The organism is Clostridium akagii DSM 12554, assembly GCF_000686725.1.
In the GTDB taxonomy this organism is placed as follows: Bacteria; Bacillota; Clostridia; order Clostridiales; family Clostridiaceae; genus Clostridium_I; species Clostridium_I akagii.
The window spans coordinates 1-20,217 of the sequence record NZ_JMLK01000032.1 but is presented as its reverse complement, the minus strand read 5'-3'; the positions used below and the strand labels follow the sequence as shown (position 1 = coordinate 20,217).

The following is a 20,217-nucleotide window of genomic DNA, read 5'->3' as shown; positions in this document are numbered from 1 at the left end:
ATAAAAAATCACATTTCATTCTATTACTGTGAATGCCTATTTATTGAATCTTGGAAATCACAATTCAAAAATAAATTATACACATCAATGCTTTTTTATATACTTTTATATTTTTTTATACACTTGTTATTTGAATTTTAGTGCTAATGATATAAACACTGTTATATTACATGGCTTTGTTCTTTTATGCCTCTTTGAACATATCGTAAACATTTACATGGATATTGTCAACACTTTTTTGCTTGTTTATTTTCGTTAGTTTATTGTTTTCAGTAAATATGGTCATAAATGAACATCATCATTCAAATAACATCATAATGTGATTACGCTAATAGTTTAAATCATTGTAAAATAAAAAAAGCATAAACATTGGCTTAATATCCAATGTTCATGCTCATAAATATCATTTTTTTATATTGTAGCTTTATTAATTATTCTTCTCTAAATAATCAACTTTTTTATGTCATTAGCTAGATCGCTACAAATAGATCTTCTTTCAATATCGGAAAGTGTATAATCCTTGTCCATCTTTAATAATCCTCTTTGCTCTACTTTATAAGCTGGCTCTTCTTCAAAAGATACTTTATAAGTTTCATTTTCAAATGGGTACGTAGGCAATATCACTTTTTTAACCTTACCTTTGAATAATTTATTAGCATTGTACCTAACTCCAAGTGTATAGAGCTTAGCAAAGGCTGTGATGACAGATTCTACAGGATTTTGGGTTATGTCCATCTCAACCCAACGGAACAGTTTATCATCATAGAATTCTTCATTTTTCATGTTATCAATATTTCCTGGATATATAATAGCCTGGTTTTTCTTCGCAAAGCCATTTAAGCTTTTAATATTTCCTTCGTTCTTTATTGAAATATTAAATACATCTCCAATATCTCCAGATGTTGTTAATATAGGACAATTTAAATATACAATATTTTTATTATTTTCAGAACAATCATGTTTTTTCACACTACTAATACCCAAAAGTTGCTCCAATGCTTGATCTAAATTTATTAAACCAGATAAAACGGCTGCAGCAATAATCCCACTACCTTGAGCAATTATTCCATAAACTTTTAAATCAAAATTTCTTAATAAAATCCCTAATGCATATTGGCAGGCAAAAGATTCAAAACATTCCATTTCTTCACTACTAAGATTTTTAACATTTCCAATTTCATTCATGCATTCTTTATATGCATTACTAAATATAACAAAATGTGAACATAAATCATCTTTATAATTTATAGGAATTTTTATGTTGCCATCTAGTACAAGGTAAGCCTCTGTTTCACGATTGGGATTAGATTGTCCTTCATATATTCCTTGACTATTTCCACTGTTTTCAACTTCAGTAAGTAATTCCAGTAGGTGTTCCCTAGACCTAACCATTGCTGCTTTTTTAGTATTTAATTCCTTTTGGCCATTATTCATAGTAAAACAAATTGAGGACGCAGTTAAACTTTTATTCTGTTGTATGTGATTCTTTAAATTGGTGGCTATACTTTTCACTACATTTTCATTTCTACCAGTTAACTGTATAAGATATGGCGGTTTTTCCTCTTCATATCCATAATCACTTTCCTTTGGAGCTTCTTCCAAAACTACATGGACATTTGTTCCACCAAATCCAAAACCATTTACTCCTGCTCTTAATGGACTTCCACTCTTACTTTTCCACTCCACTGATTTTTCACTAGCCACATAAAATGGGGAATTGGCAAAGTCTATGTTAGTATTAGTTTTTAATTTGTCGTAATTTATAGTTTGTGGTATTATTTCGTTGTTAAGTGCAAGAACTACTTTTATTAAACTAGTAATTCCTGATGCCGATAACATATGTCCTATAGAAGATTTAACTGACCCAATGGCACAAAAACCTTTTTCAGATGTAAACGAACGAAAAGCACTAGTCATACCTTCAACTTCAATGGGATCTCCCAGTGGTGTACCCGTACCGTGAGTTTCAATATATGACACAGTTTCTGGATTAATATTTGCTTCTACATATGCCTTTCTTATTGCATCTGCCTGTCCCTGTGGTCTAGGAGCCGTTATCCCCTGAGAATGTCCATCGTTATTAATTGCAGAACCTTTAATTATAGCTAGTATATTATCTCTATCCCGCTTTGCCTCATCCAATGATTTTAACACTACTGCACTGGCACCTTCTGAAAGCACCATACCATTAGCTCTACGATCAAATGGATAACAAACTCCCGTGGTAGATAATGCTTTTATTCTACTTAGCCCTACAAATGTAGTTGGACTAAGATTCAAATTCACCCCTCCAACTATAGCCATTTGACTCTCTCCTAATCTAATACTTTCGCAGGCTAAATGTAATGCTGAAAGTGATGAGGAACAAGCCGAATTGATTGTTAAACTAGGTCCAGTGAAATCAAGGCAGTGACTTACCCTAGCTGCTACCTCATTCAAACTATTTCCAGCCACCGCATCAGGAATCATCTTTGCTGGTTGTAACACATTAAAAATGCTAGTCATTATTTCATCTTTCTCAACATTACTCATATTATTAAATATTTTATTACTTGATAGGTTATTCTTTAATTCCATATAAGTTCTATAATTTGTAAAGTGTTCTGAATAATTATTCTGCTCGCAGCCTACAAAAACTCCTATGTTCTTTGATGCATATTTTCCTCCATAACCAGCTTGTTGTAATGCTTCCCAGGCAATTTCCAAGAAAATCCTCTGCTGTGGGTCCGTAACGGTTGCTTCTCTTGGCGACATACCAAAAAACATGGGATCAAACTCATATGGTTTATCTATAAATGCACCCTGATTAGAATATGTTGTATGTGAAGAATTTATATCAGTACTAAAATAATCCTTTGATGACCATCTTCCTGATGGAACTTCTCCTATTACACATTTACCGCTTTTTAAAATATCCCAATATTCATTTAAAGTGTTTGCACCCGGTATTCTAAGACTAGCACCAATTATTGCAATGTCCTTTCCATTCTCTTCGTTAATAATATTTTTCTCTATAATCTCTGTCTTTTCTACTGCTACATCATTAAGATCCGAAGAATAAATTTTCTCAAGATATTCTGCTAATGACTCAGGTGTCTGATATTCAAATATCAATGTTGGATATAATTCTAAATCAAGATTGTATCCTAGCATTTCCATAACTTTAACTGCTCCCAGTGAATCCAGACCAAGTTCAAGGAAATTCTCACCAATATCAAGTGTATCCTGCTGAACATTTAGCTGTTCCGAAATAACTTGATAAACAGTTTCCCTGATATTTTCAATTTTCTTCAATCCTTTCCATTCTGATGTATTACTTTTAATGGTAGGAGCTTTGTTTTCTTTTGAAATTTCAATTTTATCAATAATGTGTATTACCCTCTGGTTTCCATCTGACAACACCCTCATTAGTGCTTCCACTGCTTTTTCAGCAGGAAGAGGATTTAATCCTTGAACTTTTAGTGCCAATACAGAAATGTTACCCAAATCAGATCCCATTCCTGTTTTAGACCATAAAGAATAGTTAATTGTTATAGTTTTTCCTGGTGCATTCTCAAATTCTCTGTACTCACTGTAACATGTTAAAAATGAATTTGCTGCCGAATAATCACCAAGTCCCGCTGACCATTTTTTTTGTGAACAAGACACCGAAGAGAGCATAACAAAGAACTTCAAAGGTTCTTTTCTTGTAACGAGATCAGTAATTACTGCTCCCTGCACTTTAGGTTTTATAGTCTCATTTACCGTTTCAATCTCTTTATCTAAAAGTTTGAAGGTATAAGAATCCCATATTCCAGCTGCATGAATTACCCCCTGAATGGATCCATATAAATTATTAACTCTTATTATTAGAGCCTTCATTTCATCAACGCTTGTCACATCCACCACTTCATAATCAACATTTGATCCAAGCTCTTCAAGCTTTAAAATCAACTTAATTCTTTTAGCTAATCTAGTATTGTTAGATATTTCTTTATCCCATTCAGACCTTAATGGCAATTTTTTACGTCCTGTTAGAACTAAGTTAATTTTAGCTTTCTTTGCCAGTTCTTTAGCAATTTTACCACCTACTTCACTTCCACCTCCAGTAATCAAATAAGTTTCACCATCACCAAATTGAATCTTTGAAGATTGCTGCAATTTAACCGTATTTACTAAACCTCTTACATACCTTAGTCCATTTCTAATAGCCACTATACCTTCACTATTTATTTCACTTACCATCTCATCAAATAAAACTTCAGCAATTTTTCCATTAGATTTATATTCTTTTTTATCTATATCAATACAATACGAATTTATAAAAGCATTCTCCTGATCTAATGTGAGTGTTAGGCTAATAGCAATAGCTTGATGTGGATTAATAATTTTAGTATCTTCATGTAACGATATAGCTCTACTAGTAGCTAGCAATAATTTTATGCTTCCTGCTTTAAGTTTTGATAATGCCTTTCCAATGCATAGTATGCTATAAATATCTTCATGCATTACTCTATGATCAAAAACAAATTGTGTTTTGTTGCCCTCACGCCTCAAATTCCAAAGATGTATTACTGCTACTATAGGTACCTGAATATTTCTAAAAACTTCAATATAATGGCTCTCTATCTCTGGATTAATTGTAAAAGTTCTATTTCCATCATAATTATATTCCATACCCGATTTTATCAAATAAATTTTGTTTTTGGATGAATCAAATATGGAATCAAATTCTTCTGCAACACCACTTTCATCATCAAATATTACTATATTTCCTGATGAAAGTGGATTTAAATGTTTATCATTTTCAGCTATCCAATTCCATTTATAAAACCAGCTATCTGGAACCTTAACATTAAGACTTCCGAAATCAGGTTTATATGTTTTTCTTTGGAATGGATATAATGGTAATGGAACTTTATCATAATAAATGCCCTTTTCAAAATTTTCAAAGTTTATGTTAATCCCTAAAGAAAAAAGTGAACCTAGTGTTTCTAAACATATATCAAAGGAATCAATTTTATGATCTGATGATAACAAAATGGTTTTAGAATTAGTAGTTTTAATACCACTTGCCATCCTTGATAATACTCTATCTGGTCCACACTCTATGAAAACATCTACAGATCTATCCGATAAATATTCTATACTCTGCTCAAACTTTACAGGTGAAAGAATATGCTTTATCCAGTATTCAGTGTCAAAAGTTTTACTCATTATTTCCCCTGTGACATTGGACACTATAGGTATTTTAGGTTCACTAAACGTTATCCCCTTAAGTACCAGCCTAAACTCATCTAAAATTGGATTCATAAGTGGTGTATGAAAAGCCTGAGAAACCTTTAGTTTTTTTAATCCTATTCCTTCTTTTAAGAGTATTCCACAGAATTTTTCTATTTCCTCAGATTTCCCTGATATAACTTGGTGAGTTCCATTATATGCAGCCATCCAAACCTTACCTTGAAAAGTCTTGAGTAACTTTTCTAGTTTTTCTCTAGAAGTAAATACCGCACACATACTACCGGAAGATTGTACTTCCTCCATGAGTTTACCTCTGGCAACCACTATTTTCGCTGCATCATCCAAACTTACTACACCTGAGAGACAAGCTGCTGACCATTCACCAATACTATGACCAAGCATATAAGAAGGCTTAACCCCTGAGTCTATAAAAAGCTTTCCGAAAGCATAATCCATGGCAAAAACCACCGGTTGCGTAACATTGGTTTTCGCAAGAATTTTTTCATCTGCACTATCACTATAAATCAAGTCAGTTAGCTTCTCTTTAAGATAAGGATAAAATACATCAGAACATTCATCAACATATCCTTTGAAAACAGGTAGTTTCTCATATAATTCTCTTGCCATACCAACATATTGAGATCCTTGTCCCGTAAACATTAGGGCTATTTTATGTGAAGTTCCACCATCTATATTATCTAATTTAATTTCTTGAAGTTTATTTAGTAAATCCATAGTAGAATTGGCCATCACGCTACAACGGTATTTAAAAAGTGTCTTTGAAACATTCTCCGTGTAACATATATCTCCTAATCTATTTTCCTTATTATTTTTAAGATATTCAACTATATTATTGATTTTTAGCCCTAATGATTTTTTTGTATTTGCTGAAATACCTATAACATGTTTAATTCTTTCATATTCTTTAACTGCAGGTATTTTAGTAATCTCTGGAGCCTCCTCAATAACCATATGACAATTAGTACCACCAAATCCAAAGGAATTCACTGAGGCTCTCCTAGTTACATCCTTGCTTACCTCCCATTTTTTTGCTTCTTGAATAGTATAAAAAGGAGTTTTATGGAATTTAATGGAAGGGTTAAGTTCACTTAAATTAACATTGGGAGGCATGATTTTATTGTTTAGAGCTAGCACCAACTTAATGAAACTAGCTATACCAGCACTACTAAGAAGATGTCCAATATTTGCCTTGACTGACCCTATCGCTATGGAATTCGCTTTAGGTTCCCATCTTTTAAACGCACTATTTAAGGCTCTAACTTCACTTGGATCTCCTATTTTTGTACCAGTACCATGTGCTTCTACGTATTGTATTTCCTTAGGATTAATACCACTATTTAGATACAATGATTCAATTACTTCACGTTGACCATCAGGATTAGGTGCCATAACACCTATAGAATGTCCGTCATTATTTATTGCACTGGCTTTAATAACTGCAAGAATTTTATCTTTATCTTCTAAAGCTTTTTTAAGTGGTTTTAGTAAAACTAGACCTGCGCCTTCTCCTGGAACAAGACCATCAGCCTGAGAGTCAAAAACCCTTGGTAATCCACTTGAAGATAATGCACCTGCATTACTAAGGTAAATATATGGTGTAGGCGTAAGCAAAAGATTAATACCTCCCGCTAAAGCTAATTCACATTCTCCTCTTCGCAAAGATTCACATGCCAAATGAATAGTTACTATTGAAGAAGAGCAAGCAGTATCAACCACTATACTAGGTCCTTTTAAATTAAATTCTTGAGAGGTTCTAGCAGCAATCATATTAAGAATATTGTCCACAAGTAAATTTGGATGAGAGCCCGTTACACCAAGCTTATTCTTCCATTCTTTGAGAATTGACTCTTGGTCCTCTTTTGTAAGAGATGTAAAACTATCAAAACTTTTTAAATTTGACATATTTAAAGTATTTAAATGATATTCATTATAGGCATTTGTACTAGCGCCAATAAAAAGTGCCAAGCTCCTACCACTTATTTTTTCCTTAGAATATCCCGCTCTTTCCAATATTTCAAATGTCAACTCCAACATTATTCGCTGCTGAGGATCCATAATCGCGGCTTCTTCATCAGATATATTAAAGAGTTCAGCGTCAAAATCCAATGGGTTATCAATAAACCCACCTGTATGACAATTTGTTTTTGTGTTGTCGATGTTTTTGCTATAGTATTGATTTATGTCCCATCTATCTTCTGGTATATTACTAATGCTACACTTGCCATTCACAAGATTATTCCAAAATGCTTCTGGACTTGATGCATCAGGGAATCGGCATGACATTTCTATTACAGCTATATCGTCATCTTTATCCATGGAACATGGGCTTATTTTTGTGGAAATATTTTCTTTATCTTCAGGTAGATTTCTAAGATATTCATCCATATCATTTATAGTTTCACAATTAATAAGTATCTCATGACTTAAAGTTAATTTAAATTCATCCTCAAGCATACCCAAAACTTGAACTGCTTTTATTGATGTTCCACCTAATGATAAAAATGATTGATTATATCCTATACTTTCTATGGACCTTTCTAGTACTTTTCCCCAAATATTTCGTATCCTATCCGCATTTTCTCCTAGTGTTAAATACTTCGTTGATTCTTCTTTCTCATGTTTTTCCTCAATATTCTGCATCAGTTCGTCTGAGGTTAATATTTTATCATCATATTCATTATTTAAGAGAGATTGTACTAGTTTAAAACGTTGAACTTTACCGCTAGTGGTTTTAGGAATAGATTTAATTAATACAACATATTCAATTGGAATACCAAAAGTTTCATTTATTTTACTAAGTATACTTGCATAAAAGCTTTTTATATTTTCTTTGTTAATGCGAAGTACAGAAAATATAGCAACCTTTTCTCTTCCTTCCTTCTCATCATGCCAGCCACATATTACAATTTTCCCAGGTTCTACCCCATGGATTTCTTCTAATTTAAACTCTATATCATAGGCAAAGAAATTTTGTCCATTTACAAAAATTATATCCTTAATACGACCTGTTACACATAATTTCCCATCAGTCATATATCCAGTATCCCCAGTTTTTAGCCAACCGTCTTGAAATGATACAGTGGTTGCTTCAGCGTTATTAATGTAACCAGAGGTAACATTGTCACCTTTTATTTGAATCTCTCCTAATTTTTTCTCTGGAACTATTTGCCCTTGCTGATCTACTATGCGAACTTGAACCCCATGCACAGGATATCCCTCATTAGCCACTTCAATAGAATTAAAATCACTTTTATCAACTTCTTCAGCTATTGAATTGTTTATAATACCACTTCTACTAATGTAATGACTTTCGGGCTTAGTTCTTAACGCTGGAAACGTAACTGCTAAACAAGCTTCAGCCATTCCATACACCATAAACATACTTGTTTCATGTAACTTACTTACAGCTAATTTCTCCATAAATTCTTTAACTAAAGGTACCGAAATAGGCTCTGCACCATTAAATATCAATCTTAATGAGCTTAAATCCCAATCTTCAAGATGTTTATCTGTGAGCTTTTTAAGCAGTAATCTATATCCAAAATTAGGACTAGCAGTTACAGTAATCTTATGCTGGGAAATTAAATCGAACCAAAGTGTTGGTCTTTTTACAAACTTTACTGGATGCATGTTTATCTGGTACATACCTGCCGCAATCAATGTCATATGAGTACCGATTAGCCCCATGTCATGATAATAAGGCATCCATGAAAGAAATCTATCCTCTTTTGTAAAACCAGCACTTTCAATAATTCCTTCTATATTGGTCAATAGATTTTTATGCGTTAAAATTACGCCTTTAGGGGTACTTGTACTTCCAGAGCTGAATTGTATAATAGCGGGTTTTTCAGATTCTGACAGATTTATTGAACCTTTTATTGTACTTTGTCTTAAAATTGCTATGTCAAGCATATTCATATTTTTACAATCCGTATATACATCATTATTTTTCATATTATTAATCATAGCAGCGTCATTTATTATTACGGGCCTTCCAAGTGTATTCCAAACATTTATAAGTTTTTCTAAAGAAGCATTTTTCCCCTTAAATGATGAAGGTGGGGTAATAGGTGCAGGTATTATTCCTCCTAATATGCAAGCCCAGAAACCAACAACAAAATCAATATTATTTTGAAATGAAATAATCGCAAAATCACCTTGTTTCAAACCATTTTCTTGTAGTTTTCCTAGACAATAAACAGCTTTTTCAAGTATTTTTTCATAGGTTAATAAAATTTCAGTATCATTATTTTGAATAAACAATATTCCTTTATCCTTTTGATTTTTACAAGCTTCTATTAACAGGTTACCTATATTGATTTTACTAGTAAACCTTCCTGTTATAGGTTTTCCACAGGAAATTGACATTTTTATGTCTTTTTTAGCTTTAATTTTCTTTTTACTATCCATCTGTGCATCTCCTTAATCATATTTAAAAAGTTGGCTTTGCCCCGTATTTTTCTCTTTTTACAATGGTTGTAAAAAGAAACATAACAAAAATTAATAAACATACACTAAAAATATAATTATCACCAAACAAACTCATAGCTACTGATGAGATAAGTGGTCCTACAGTGGAGCCAATCCCATAAAATGAAGTAAATAATGAAGTTCCCCATGAGATTTCTTCTCTACTTAGCTTTTGAACTGAAACTGCCAGTGCTAATGGATATATAGGTCCAATTACAACACCGGATAAAAATGAAAAAATTAATTTTAAAACAAAACTGCTGAAAATTGTGATTCCCAAAGCTGTAAATATAGATATACTAATCATAATTATTAAAGTTTTCTCACGCCCAAACTTATCTGAAATATATGTCATAGGTATTGTACCTACGATACTACCAACTACAAATATTCCCAAAGCATATCCAATGTTTGATAAATTATATTTTTCATGTATAAGAAAAATAGGATAGAGGGTTACTAGTGTGGTTTCTGTAAACCCATATAAAAATGCTCCTTTAAGTCCTATTGATACCTTTTTTAATACATTTGACTTTGATTTTTCAGGAAATATTACTGTTTCATGAAAATTAAGGTTTATAATAACTGGACACAATATTAGGGTAACTGTAGGAATAATAAACGGAAGCCAAGGCTTATATATATAAAGCTTAGGTCCTATAACAGAGCTGAATACAAAGCCTATTGCAAAATTAAATGAGTATAATCCACTGATTATTCCTCTTGTACGCTCCTCTGTTAAGGCCTGAAGCATTGTCTGAACTCCAACTATACTCAGACTTATGAAAAATCCCATGATCATCATTAATAAAAGCAAAATAAATAAATTTGAAACTAAAGGAAAAATACCGCAGGCCATTGCCGCGAGAACTGAGCCTACTAATATAATCCCTTTAATATTCTTATTTCTCATCTTCTTATCAATACAAATTGAACCTATTGACATGGCGAAGAAAAAAGAAGAAGAAATTGTTCCAATCCATAAATTTGAAGTATTACTCTTTTCTAGGTGAGTAGATGCAAGGGGATTAATAATCCCCATAGAAATACCAATGAGTAATCCAATTAAATAAAGAACCCATTTGTTATCTGAAAATAACAAATGTATTTTTTGTTTTAATGCCATAATTGCCAACTACCTCTCTACCTTCTTTTATTAAGTGCAGCTTTAATAACTGGTATCTGCTGAGATCCGAACCAATACATATCCTGTTTCCCGAATATTTTAATTGCTTCTCCAGTTATATAATCCGATTTGTCCGTTGCTAAGAATATAGCTAAATCAGCTACTTTTTCAGGTGGCATAGCATTCTTTCTTAATCCACTAGGTGCCATGTTTGTATCCACAAAAGCGGGACAAATTGCATTGACCTGAATGTTACTAGATTTAAGTTCTTCAGCTAATGATTTGGTAAAACCTATTATTGCATGTTTAGATGCTGAATATCCACTCATTAAAGGATATCCAATAAATGAGGAATCAGATCCTAGATTAATAATCTTCCCTGCCTTTTGATTAACAAAATGTGGAACAACTAGATGACACATATTATATGTTCCGAATAGATTAACCTCAACTATCCTCTTCCATTCAGCTTCTTTAGTATCCGTAAAAGGCTCCAATTTTGTTATTCCCGCATTATTTACAAGCACATCTATCTTTCCAAATACAGAAAGAATTCTGTTTATTGCTACCTTAACTGCATTATAATCACTTATATCCGCTGTTATAAGTAATACTTTCCCCCCCATTTTTCGAATCTCAAGTTCTACTTCTTTAAGTTCGCCAATTGTTCTGGATATAATAACTATTTCAGCCTCTTCTTTAGCCATTTCAATAGCCATCGTTCTTCCAATTCCTCTGCCTCCACCAGTAATAATTACAACTTTACCTGCTAAGCTACCCTGCTTTTTATTAATCTTTGTTATCAAAGCAGGCTTTAAAGTTTTATATCCTTGTGTATTTACTTTGTTTTTTATATAAGAAATCATTTCCATGGTAGATTTAATATAATCATTTCCAAGCTGCTTTATTGTGGATTTATTATACATGTTTTTAGAATATTCTATTTCTAATATTAATTCACCATTAACTATAGAGAAAAAGAATTCAATGGATGAAATTCTTTTTTGCTTAGGGAGGGAGTATCTTTTGTCACGTTCCTCACTTGAAAATTGGAATACATCATACTGAGGAATATCTCTGCTGCCCAAATAATTTGCTCTTATTGAAGCTAATTTTAAATCAGGATACATATAAGGTGGTAATTTATCCGAAACTAAATCATAACTTATACCTTTAAGTGGAATATCATCCATTTCATTTGTTATCTTATGAACTGTTTCGCACCATTCTTCATTGTGCCCTATAGTAATTCCTAATGGATAGTTTATAGCAAAGTTTCCTGATGTACCAAAGAATGTATTATTGTTACCTAAATCTCTTCCATTCATTCTATGACTGACTACTATCCACGATTTGTTGTATCTTTCTTGCAACATTTTATACAACGGAGCAAGTATAATTGGGTATAAATTTGTTCCAAAGTATTTTTTTGCTGTAGTCTGTAGCATTAGAGTTTCAGATTTATCTAGCGCATAAGTTTCTATTCTAGCAGACTCCTGGGTATTATTTCCTAAATCAAAGTCTTGTTTAATCTTAAATGAATATAATTCTGAAGGAAATTGTTTTTTATAGTAATCTATAAATTCCGTAGACTTATTCTTCTTCTCCTCGTTAACATATAGAACAAAATCCCTATATGATTTTGTTTTTTCAAATTTAACATCTTTAGTTCCCAAGATTAGCTGTCCATAGATTTTCCATATTTCCTTAAATAACAGTTGATTTGTTATAAGATCAGAAATAAGGTGATGGCCAATTACAGAAATATCGTAATTAGAATTGCTTGTTTTTATGACAACTACTTTCCAAAGAGGCCACTTATCTACTTTCAGTTCCAAAATAATTTTATCAATTAGACTTTGCACTTCCGCATTTCTCTCATCATCACTCATATGCGACCCATCATAAAAATCCGCTTCTACTATTTGATCATCAGGTAAAAATCTCTGGAACCACTTGCCTTCTTTGTTAACTAATACAGTTCTTAATACATCCTGACTATTTGTTACTAAAGTAAGTGCTTTATTAAACATCCCATAATCCAAAGGTTGCTTATATAAAAACCTTGTATATCCTGTCCACTGGTATGGATAATCAAAATATCTCATTAGAAATCCTTGTGCAGGTGAAAGAGATATTTCATTTATTACTAAATCCTTTGATTTCAATTCATCACCGCCGCATATGTTAAGCTTTTTTTGAGATAGCTTATTCAATGCTTTTCTATCAAGCTTTCCATTAGGTGTTTTTGGCAAAATATTCATCCACTGAAAATGGTGAGGGATCATATAATAAGCTAGTTTCTTTGATATAAATTCTTTTAATTCACTATCACTTACTTTAGTTCCTGAAATCCATGCCATTAACTGTTTTTGACCATCAACATAATCAACCGCAATCACAGCCACTTCATTTACAAAAGGGTGACATCCAAGTACCGCCTCAATTTCTCCAAGTTCCACTCTAAATCCTCTTATTTTTACCTGGTTATCGATTCGTCCAAGATATTCATAGCTTCCATCTGACCGCCTCGTTGTTAAGTCTCCAGTTCTATATAAATAATGCCCTGAAACTTCCTTGAATGGATTAGGTTTAAAAGCTTCTTCTGTTTTTTGCACATTATTTTTGTACCCTTTTGCTATCTGAATACCACCAATCCAAAGTTCGCCTACTTCTCCATCAGGAAGTTCATTCATATTTTCGTCTAAATTTTTTATGAACACATTTTCTATTGGTTTACCTATTGGAATGGTATTTTCTCCATGATTTCCGGGTCTTTTGTCAATTATATGGCAAGTTACATCAATAGATGCTTCTGTGGGTCCATAAAGATTTGCAAGCCCTATGGACAAACCATGCTTGTCTATCCATTTTTGAATTATAGGCATTGGAAGAGCCTCGCCACTAAAAATTAGCCATCTTAAATTATTAAAATTGTAATCATCATCCTCTAAAGCATTTACAAACTCACCGAACAATGAAGGTACAAAATGCATTATATTTATCTTTGTTTCAATTAACCATTTGGCTAAACCCCATGGATTTTTCACAGTGTCATTTCTAACAGGACATACTGTGCCTCCATACATTAGAGGCCAAAAAAGTTCCCAAACAGAAATGTCGAAACAACAAGATGTCTTTTGAGCTACACGTTCTCTTGCTTTGAGCTTAAAAGTATCCTGATGCCATTTTAATCTGTTCATATAACCTCTGTGCCCAAGCATAACTCCTTTGGGATTTCCTGTTGATCCTGAAGTATATAAAATTGTCATCAAATCGTCTGGTGAATTAATATATTCAGGTTCTCTCTGTGAAATATCTGTCCATTGCTCCTTGGATACCTGCTCGTAATCCTGCATTGAATTTGTGATGATTCCATAGTCTAGGTAAACAATAATTTTTATTGAAGAATCTTCCTTTAATAAATCGTCCAGCTGCTCAGTTAAGGCATGTTCAGTAAGTAGCGCTTCTATACCTGCACTATTAATTATATATTTAATACGATCAGTAGGATATGTAGGATCTACTGGTACATAGGCCCCACCTGCTTTCATAATACCAATCATACCTATTAGCATCATAGGCCCTGGAAATACCATTATTCCAACGATGGACCCTCTTTTAATGCCTTGATTTTTCAAATAATTAGCAATTTTATTTGATGTATTATTCAATTCATTGTATGTTATAGTTTCATCACCATACATGATAGCTACCAAATCTGGGGTTGCTTTACACTGTTTTACAATTTGCATATATGGAATTTGCTCTTTGTCCTGTGAATGGAGCTCGGTTATTATCTTATTTTTATTATCCCTATTAATTTTTCCAATTACCGATGCCATTTCATTTAAAGTTCTACATCTAAAAAGAGAATTCTTATCAATCTTTTTATGAACCTTGGATAATCTTGTTATTATACGAATAAGCTGTAAGGAATCAACCCCAAAATCCAGCTCCAAATCCTTATGTACATCCTCTTTTGTAATAGCTGTACAGCAAACCTCTTCGGCTACCTTTATTAGTTCTTCAATTAATATTTTATCTTTTGAAATTTCTAACTTTAGTGTGTTATCTTTTATTTCTATTGGATAGTTTGCAAGAGAAGTAAGATTATCTATGAATATTCCAATCAATGAATTAATATTATCCTCATGAAAATGCAAACTATCATAATTTGATGTTATTATTATTTTATTATGAAATATTTCAATAAGATTATCTATAGTGCCCGCATTAGTTGATGTATATGCTTCATAATCAATTATTTTTAATTCTCCATATTGCTCTTTTAACTTAGTATTACCGACAAAAGAAAGATATAGATTCGATTTTAAACTGGAACGCACAATAGCAGCTGCTATATTGGTCATCTTTCCCTCTTCAAGCATATCCTGTTTTTTAGCCATTATAGCTGTGCTATATGTTTGCGCCCTATCTATTCCTTCTGATATTTTATCTTTTATTTCCTCATCAACGTTTCTCACCAGTGCCATCCAGTTTTCATCATTACCTTTTAAATTAAAGTTTAGTGACATATTTTGTGCAAAACACCCTATAATTCCTGTTGCATCAATGCTGGGATATACTTTACCTCCAGTGGGTAAATTTAAGATTATTTGATTATTTTGTTTATCCAGCTCTGCTATAGATTTTAGATATGAAGCTACTATAAGCGTAAATAAAGAAACTCTCCATACTTTTGATTTCTCTAAAAGAAGATTGGTAATAGTTTGGTTTACCCAATATTTTTGTGTCTTTACCACTGCTAAATCGTTATTCACATTGTTATTGCTAAAAGGATTAAATTTATATTTTGTTTTTCCATAAGCTTGTACGTATTTTTCTAAGTTTTTGTTTTCTTCATAATTATTCCACTTATTAATTTCAGAAGCCACTTTATTATAATCTGATATTGATAATGCCTCTTGAAAATCAACATTTATTCCCTGTATTTTTGCTGAATAAATCTCAAGTATCTCTCTAAGTATTTGCTGATTTCCTAGCCCATCTGAAACCAAATGATTATTTGCTAATATTAACTCATATTCATAACTGCTTATTTGAATAATCATAAATTTATGAAGTGGAAATTTAAAAATATCAAAATGCTCGTTAAGAATATCTTCCATGGTTTGTTTTATTATTCTATTTTTATCTTCTTCAGTGAAATTTTTTATATCCAGTACCTTAATTTTAGGTAATATAGGATTTTTATATGCCTTAAGTTTATAGTCTGTAAAATTTTTTGCACCTTCAGCTGCTATAAACTCAGAACATAGACTAGGATGTCTTTTTACTAATTCCATCCAACTATCTTGTAAGTGATTTAAAAATAGAGGACCCTGTATTTTTATTCCAGAACAAATAGTTAAGGTTCCTACTGACCAATAGGATACTAAAAATGGATACTGAGAATTTAAGATTACTAACTCTTTACTTTCATTTGCACCTAAGGATTTTGTATTGTAAAATTCATCAAACATAAACACAATTTCACCTATTGTTTGCAATGACATCAATTGTGTTACAGGATATATTGTTGTAAAATCATCAATTTGCTCTTCAGGTACAAGTCTAATTAGCTGGTTCATAAGTGTTACCATCTTAATTGAATCAATCCCTAAGTCACTTTCAAGAAACATTTCGCAATCAAGGTCTTGAGTTTTATGTCCAGTTATTTCTGATATAAGTTCATATACTTGTGTCTTGATATCTGCTAAGTTTATCTGATTAACATACATTTTTATATTCCTCCTTCAGTTTGATCTAGATTTTTATTACTAATACTTATATAATTACATTATGAAACAAAATAATTAATATTATGTTAAGTTCATTATATATTTATGTTAAATTTGGATAAATATTTTAGTTTTTCATTATTTCATGATAAAATAAATTGTAACTATTATTCTGTTTGGAGAGGATTAAATAACAATGAAAATATATGCAATAAATATTAATAGAGGTATTTCACCTAAACTATTTACAACATTATTATCTTTTGTTTCCAAAGAAAGACGGGAAAAAATAAATAAATTTATAAGAAAAGAGGATGCAAATAGATCTTTAGTGGCTGCTATTTTAATTAGGGTAGCAATAAATGAAAATTTACATATCAAAAATCGAGATATTTTTTTTTACTATAATGCCTATGGAAAACCATATTTAAAATATACTCCACCTCTTTATTTTAACCTTTCTCATTCCGGAAATTGGGTTGTATGTGCCATTGATGATTACCATATAGGAATTGATGTGGAACAAATGAAGAACATTGATTTTCATATTGCAAAGTCCTTTTTTGCAGAAAAAGAATATAACGACCTTATGAAAAAAGATGGTGCTGAAAAAAAATCATATTTTTATGATTTATGGACACTAAAAGAAAGCTATATTAAGGCTTGTGGCAAAGGTCTAAGTTTAGATTTGAGTTCTTTTTATATTGGAATAGCTAAAAATAATATTATATTACAAACAAAGAATGAATTTAATAAGTGTTCATTTAGGCAATATACTATAGAAGAAAACTATAAAATGTCAGTTTGTGCATCAGAAGACAATTTTCCAGAACAAGTAACTTTTAAAACTTTAGAAGATTTACATATAGATAATTAACTATAAAATTTTTTTGGAGATGATTCCTTATGAAAAATACAAAACTTTTTTGTTTTCCTTATGCAGGTGGCTCCTCTGTAATATATGAAAAATGGAGAAAAGAATTAGACCCATCAATTGAACTGATACCAATAGAATATGCAGGTAGAGGAAAAAGATTTTCCATTTTTCCCTATGAGAGTATTAATGAAATGGTAGAAGACGCCTCTCAGTATATACAAAAACATTTAGATGAAACAACAAACTATTCATTTTTTGGCCATAGCATGGGTGCAATTATAGCTTATGAACTTAGTCACAAATTGAATGAATTAAAATATGATACTCCTCTTCACATATTTTTTTCCGGTAAAATACCACCTCATATAACCAATAACTATAAGCTAATTCATGCTTTAGATGATGACGAGTTTAAAAAAGAGCTTTTTAAATTAGGTGGCACTCCTATAGAAGTTTTAGAAAACGAAATTTTAATGAACATTTATCTTCCAATTTTAAGATCAGATTTTAAAGCTGTGGAAAAATATGTTTATCGCGAAAAAATTAGTAAGCTTGATTGTAATCTTACAATTTTATATGGTAAAGATGATATTCTGACACTGAATAAACTTGAAGAATGGCAGCAACATACAAAAAAGAAATGTACTTTTTTAGAGTTTTCTGGTGGACATTTTTTTATATCTAAACATTCGGATGAAATTATAAAGTTAATAAATAATACTCTCGTTTATTAACTTTAACCTTTTGGCTATTTCATCATATGCATATTGTCAATGTAACAACAGAGCTACATAATAATTTTATGAATAAATATCTGAAAGTTCAACTTTTATACTTTCATTTCTGTTCTTCATATTACTATCATAGATCATATTCTCATCTGATACATTTTTTGAAGGAAGCACCACTGTAAACGTGCTCCCTACACCAACTTCACTTTTAACATCTATACTGCCACCATGTAATTCTGCAATAGACTTAACTAAACTTAATCCAATGCCAGTACCTTCTGTATTTCTTGATAACGAGTTATCTACCTGTTTAAATCTATCAAATATAATATCTAAGTCTTTCTCCCCAATACCAATACCATTATCTTTTACTGATATTTCAACAAATTCATTTCTATCACTAACCTCCACAAATATTTCATCGCCTGCATCTGAAAATTTTATAGCATTTGATATAAGATTCAAAACTATTCTTTCTATTTTTTCTAGATCAAAAGCTATGATTTTTTCTTCTACATTGGTATCAAAAACAATGCTTAAGTTTTTACTTTCAGTAAAACTAGTCACCGATGTTACCAATTTTTCCACAACATCTATTATATTGTTATTAGATAAGTTCAATTTAAAGAATCCTGCTTCAATTTTAGACAAGTCAACTATATTATTAATAAGCTTTGACAATCTATAACAGTTTTGTTTGATTGAACCAGTATATTTAATAATTGAATCTTGCTTTTTGTCTAATAAACCACTCTTGCAATACATATCAAATAACTGAACCGTTGAAAAAATAACATTTAAAGGTGTCTTGAGCTCATGGGATATGTTTACAAAAAATTCTCCCTGCACCCTATTGGCAATAATTAACTCTGCTGCTCTTTTACCCTTCTCCTCGTTTTGAAAAGTAAGCTCTTTATTTGCAAGAATTAGCTCCGCTGCTCTTTTACCCTTCTCCTCATTTTGAAATATAAGCTCTTTATTGGCAATTATTAGTTCTGCTGCTCGCTCTGCTTTTTCCCTACTTTGAAATGCAAGTTCTTTATTGGCAATTATTAACTCTGCTGCCCTTTTTTCTTTTTCTTCATTTTGAAAAGTAAGTTCCTTATTTGCAATTATTAATTCTGCTGCTCGTCTACCCTTCTCCTCATTTTGAAAAGTAAGCTCTTTGTTAGCAATTATTAATTCTGCCGCTCTTTCTGCTTTCTCTACACTTTGAAATGCTATCTCTCTATTAGCAATTATCAACTCTGCCGCTCTTTCTTCTTTCTCTCCACTTTGAAATGCTATCTCTTTATTAGCAATTATCAGCTCTGCCGCCCTTTCTTCTTTCTCCCCACTTTGAAATTTGATTTCTTTATTTGCCATAATTAACTCTGCTATCCGCTTTGACTTATCATCCTTTTCTTTAATTTTTATTTTCAATTTTTCCGCTAATGACTTCCCAATTACAGGTTTGTAAAAATTATCATTCATATGTTATCACTCCTAAGTATACCTTTTTAGTGTACATAGTTTTTTTAACCTCTTTCAATATTTGGCATAAATCCTCAGTTTTAAAATCCACTATCATTTTCTTTATTATATTCTATATTTCGACTAAATTCTACAGTCTTAAATATAATGAGGTTATTTTACCAATAAAAATGCACCCATAGATTTGTATAAATCTATGGGTGCATTTTTATGATTTTATAGGAGTTTAAATTCATTCATATGCTCATCCATAGCCAAAGAACTTTCCTTACTCTCTTCATTTTGTTTCAAAATGGAATCACTTTTTTCGCTTACAGAATCTATATTTTTAACTATATCACCCGAAGCCCTTGCCACATCTGTAACAGTTACAGCAACCTCATCTAACGCACTTGACATTTGGTCTACTGAATCAGATATAGTTTTAGAAACTTCTGCAAAATTCTCTACCAATAATTTCACAGTATCTCCATCTTTTTTATACTCTTCACTAATTTTAATGAAATTAGCGTATTCACTTAAAACATCTTTTTCAATATAATCCAATAAATCCTG

6 protein-coding genes and 1 pseudogene are annotated in these 20,217 nt (G+C 31.5%); 2 read left to right on the top strand and 5 right to left on the bottom strand.

Annotated features, from left to right (window positions below; all coding sequences use genetic code 11):
* Positions 1-441 precede the first annotated feature (441 nt).
* From BR66_RS0114050 to BR66_RS0114040, 3 genes are read right to left on the bottom strand one after another with little or no spacing between them, the layout of a single operon-like run.
* Positions 442-9,651 (bottom strand): type I polyketide synthase, encoded by a 9,210-nt coding sequence (locus BR66_RS0114050; protein WP_026883490.1) that lies wholly within the window; start codon positions 9,649-9,651, stop codon positions 442-444.
* A gap of 22 nt (positions 9,652-9,673) precedes the next feature.
* Positions 9,674-10,837 (bottom strand): MFS transporter, encoded by a 1,164-nt coding sequence (locus BR66_RS0114045; protein ID WP_026883489.1) that lies wholly within the window; start codon positions 10,835-10,837, stop codon positions 9,674-9,676.
* A gap of 17 nt (positions 10,838-10,854) precedes the next feature.
* Positions 10,855-16,581 carry a non-ribosomal peptide synthetase gene (locus BR66_RS0114040; protein WP_026883488.1) on the bottom strand — a complete coding sequence of 1,909 codons (5,727 nt, stop codon included), beginning with the start codon at positions 16,579-16,581 and terminating at the stop codon, positions 10,855-10,857.
* Between the two features lie 196 nt (positions 16,582-16,777).
* Here BR66_RS0114040 and BR66_RS0114035 point away from each other — a divergent pair, with 196 nt between their 5' ends.
* A complete protein-coding gene (locus BR66_RS0114035) occupies positions 16,778-17,458 on the top strand; it encodes a 4'-phosphopantetheinyl transferase family protein (protein ID WP_026883487.1) in 681 nt (226 codons plus the stop codon).
* A gap of 29 nt (positions 17,459-17,487) precedes the next feature.
* Positions 17,488-18,192: a thioesterase II family protein gene (locus BR66_RS0114030; RefSeq protein WP_026883486.1), complete on the top strand. Its 705-nt coding sequence runs from the start codon at positions 17,488-17,490 to the stop codon at positions 18,190-18,192.
* A 66-nt stretch (positions 18,193-18,258) separates the two neighbouring features.
* Here the strand turns inward: BR66_RS0114030 and BR66_RS26260 are convergent, their stop codons facing one another.
* Together BR66_RS26260 and BR66_RS26020 are read right to left on the bottom strand one after the other, a co-directional pair.
* Positions 18,259-19,662: a sensor histidine kinase gene (locus tag BR66_RS26260; protein ID WP_051624251.1), complete on the bottom strand. Its 1,404-nt coding sequence runs from the start codon at positions 19,660-19,662 to the stop codon at positions 18,259-18,261.
* 216 nt (positions 19,663-19,878) lie between these two features.
* A pseudogene (locus BR66_RS26020) lies at positions 19,879-20,217 on the bottom strand (methyl-accepting chemotaxis protein); the annotation flags it as partial.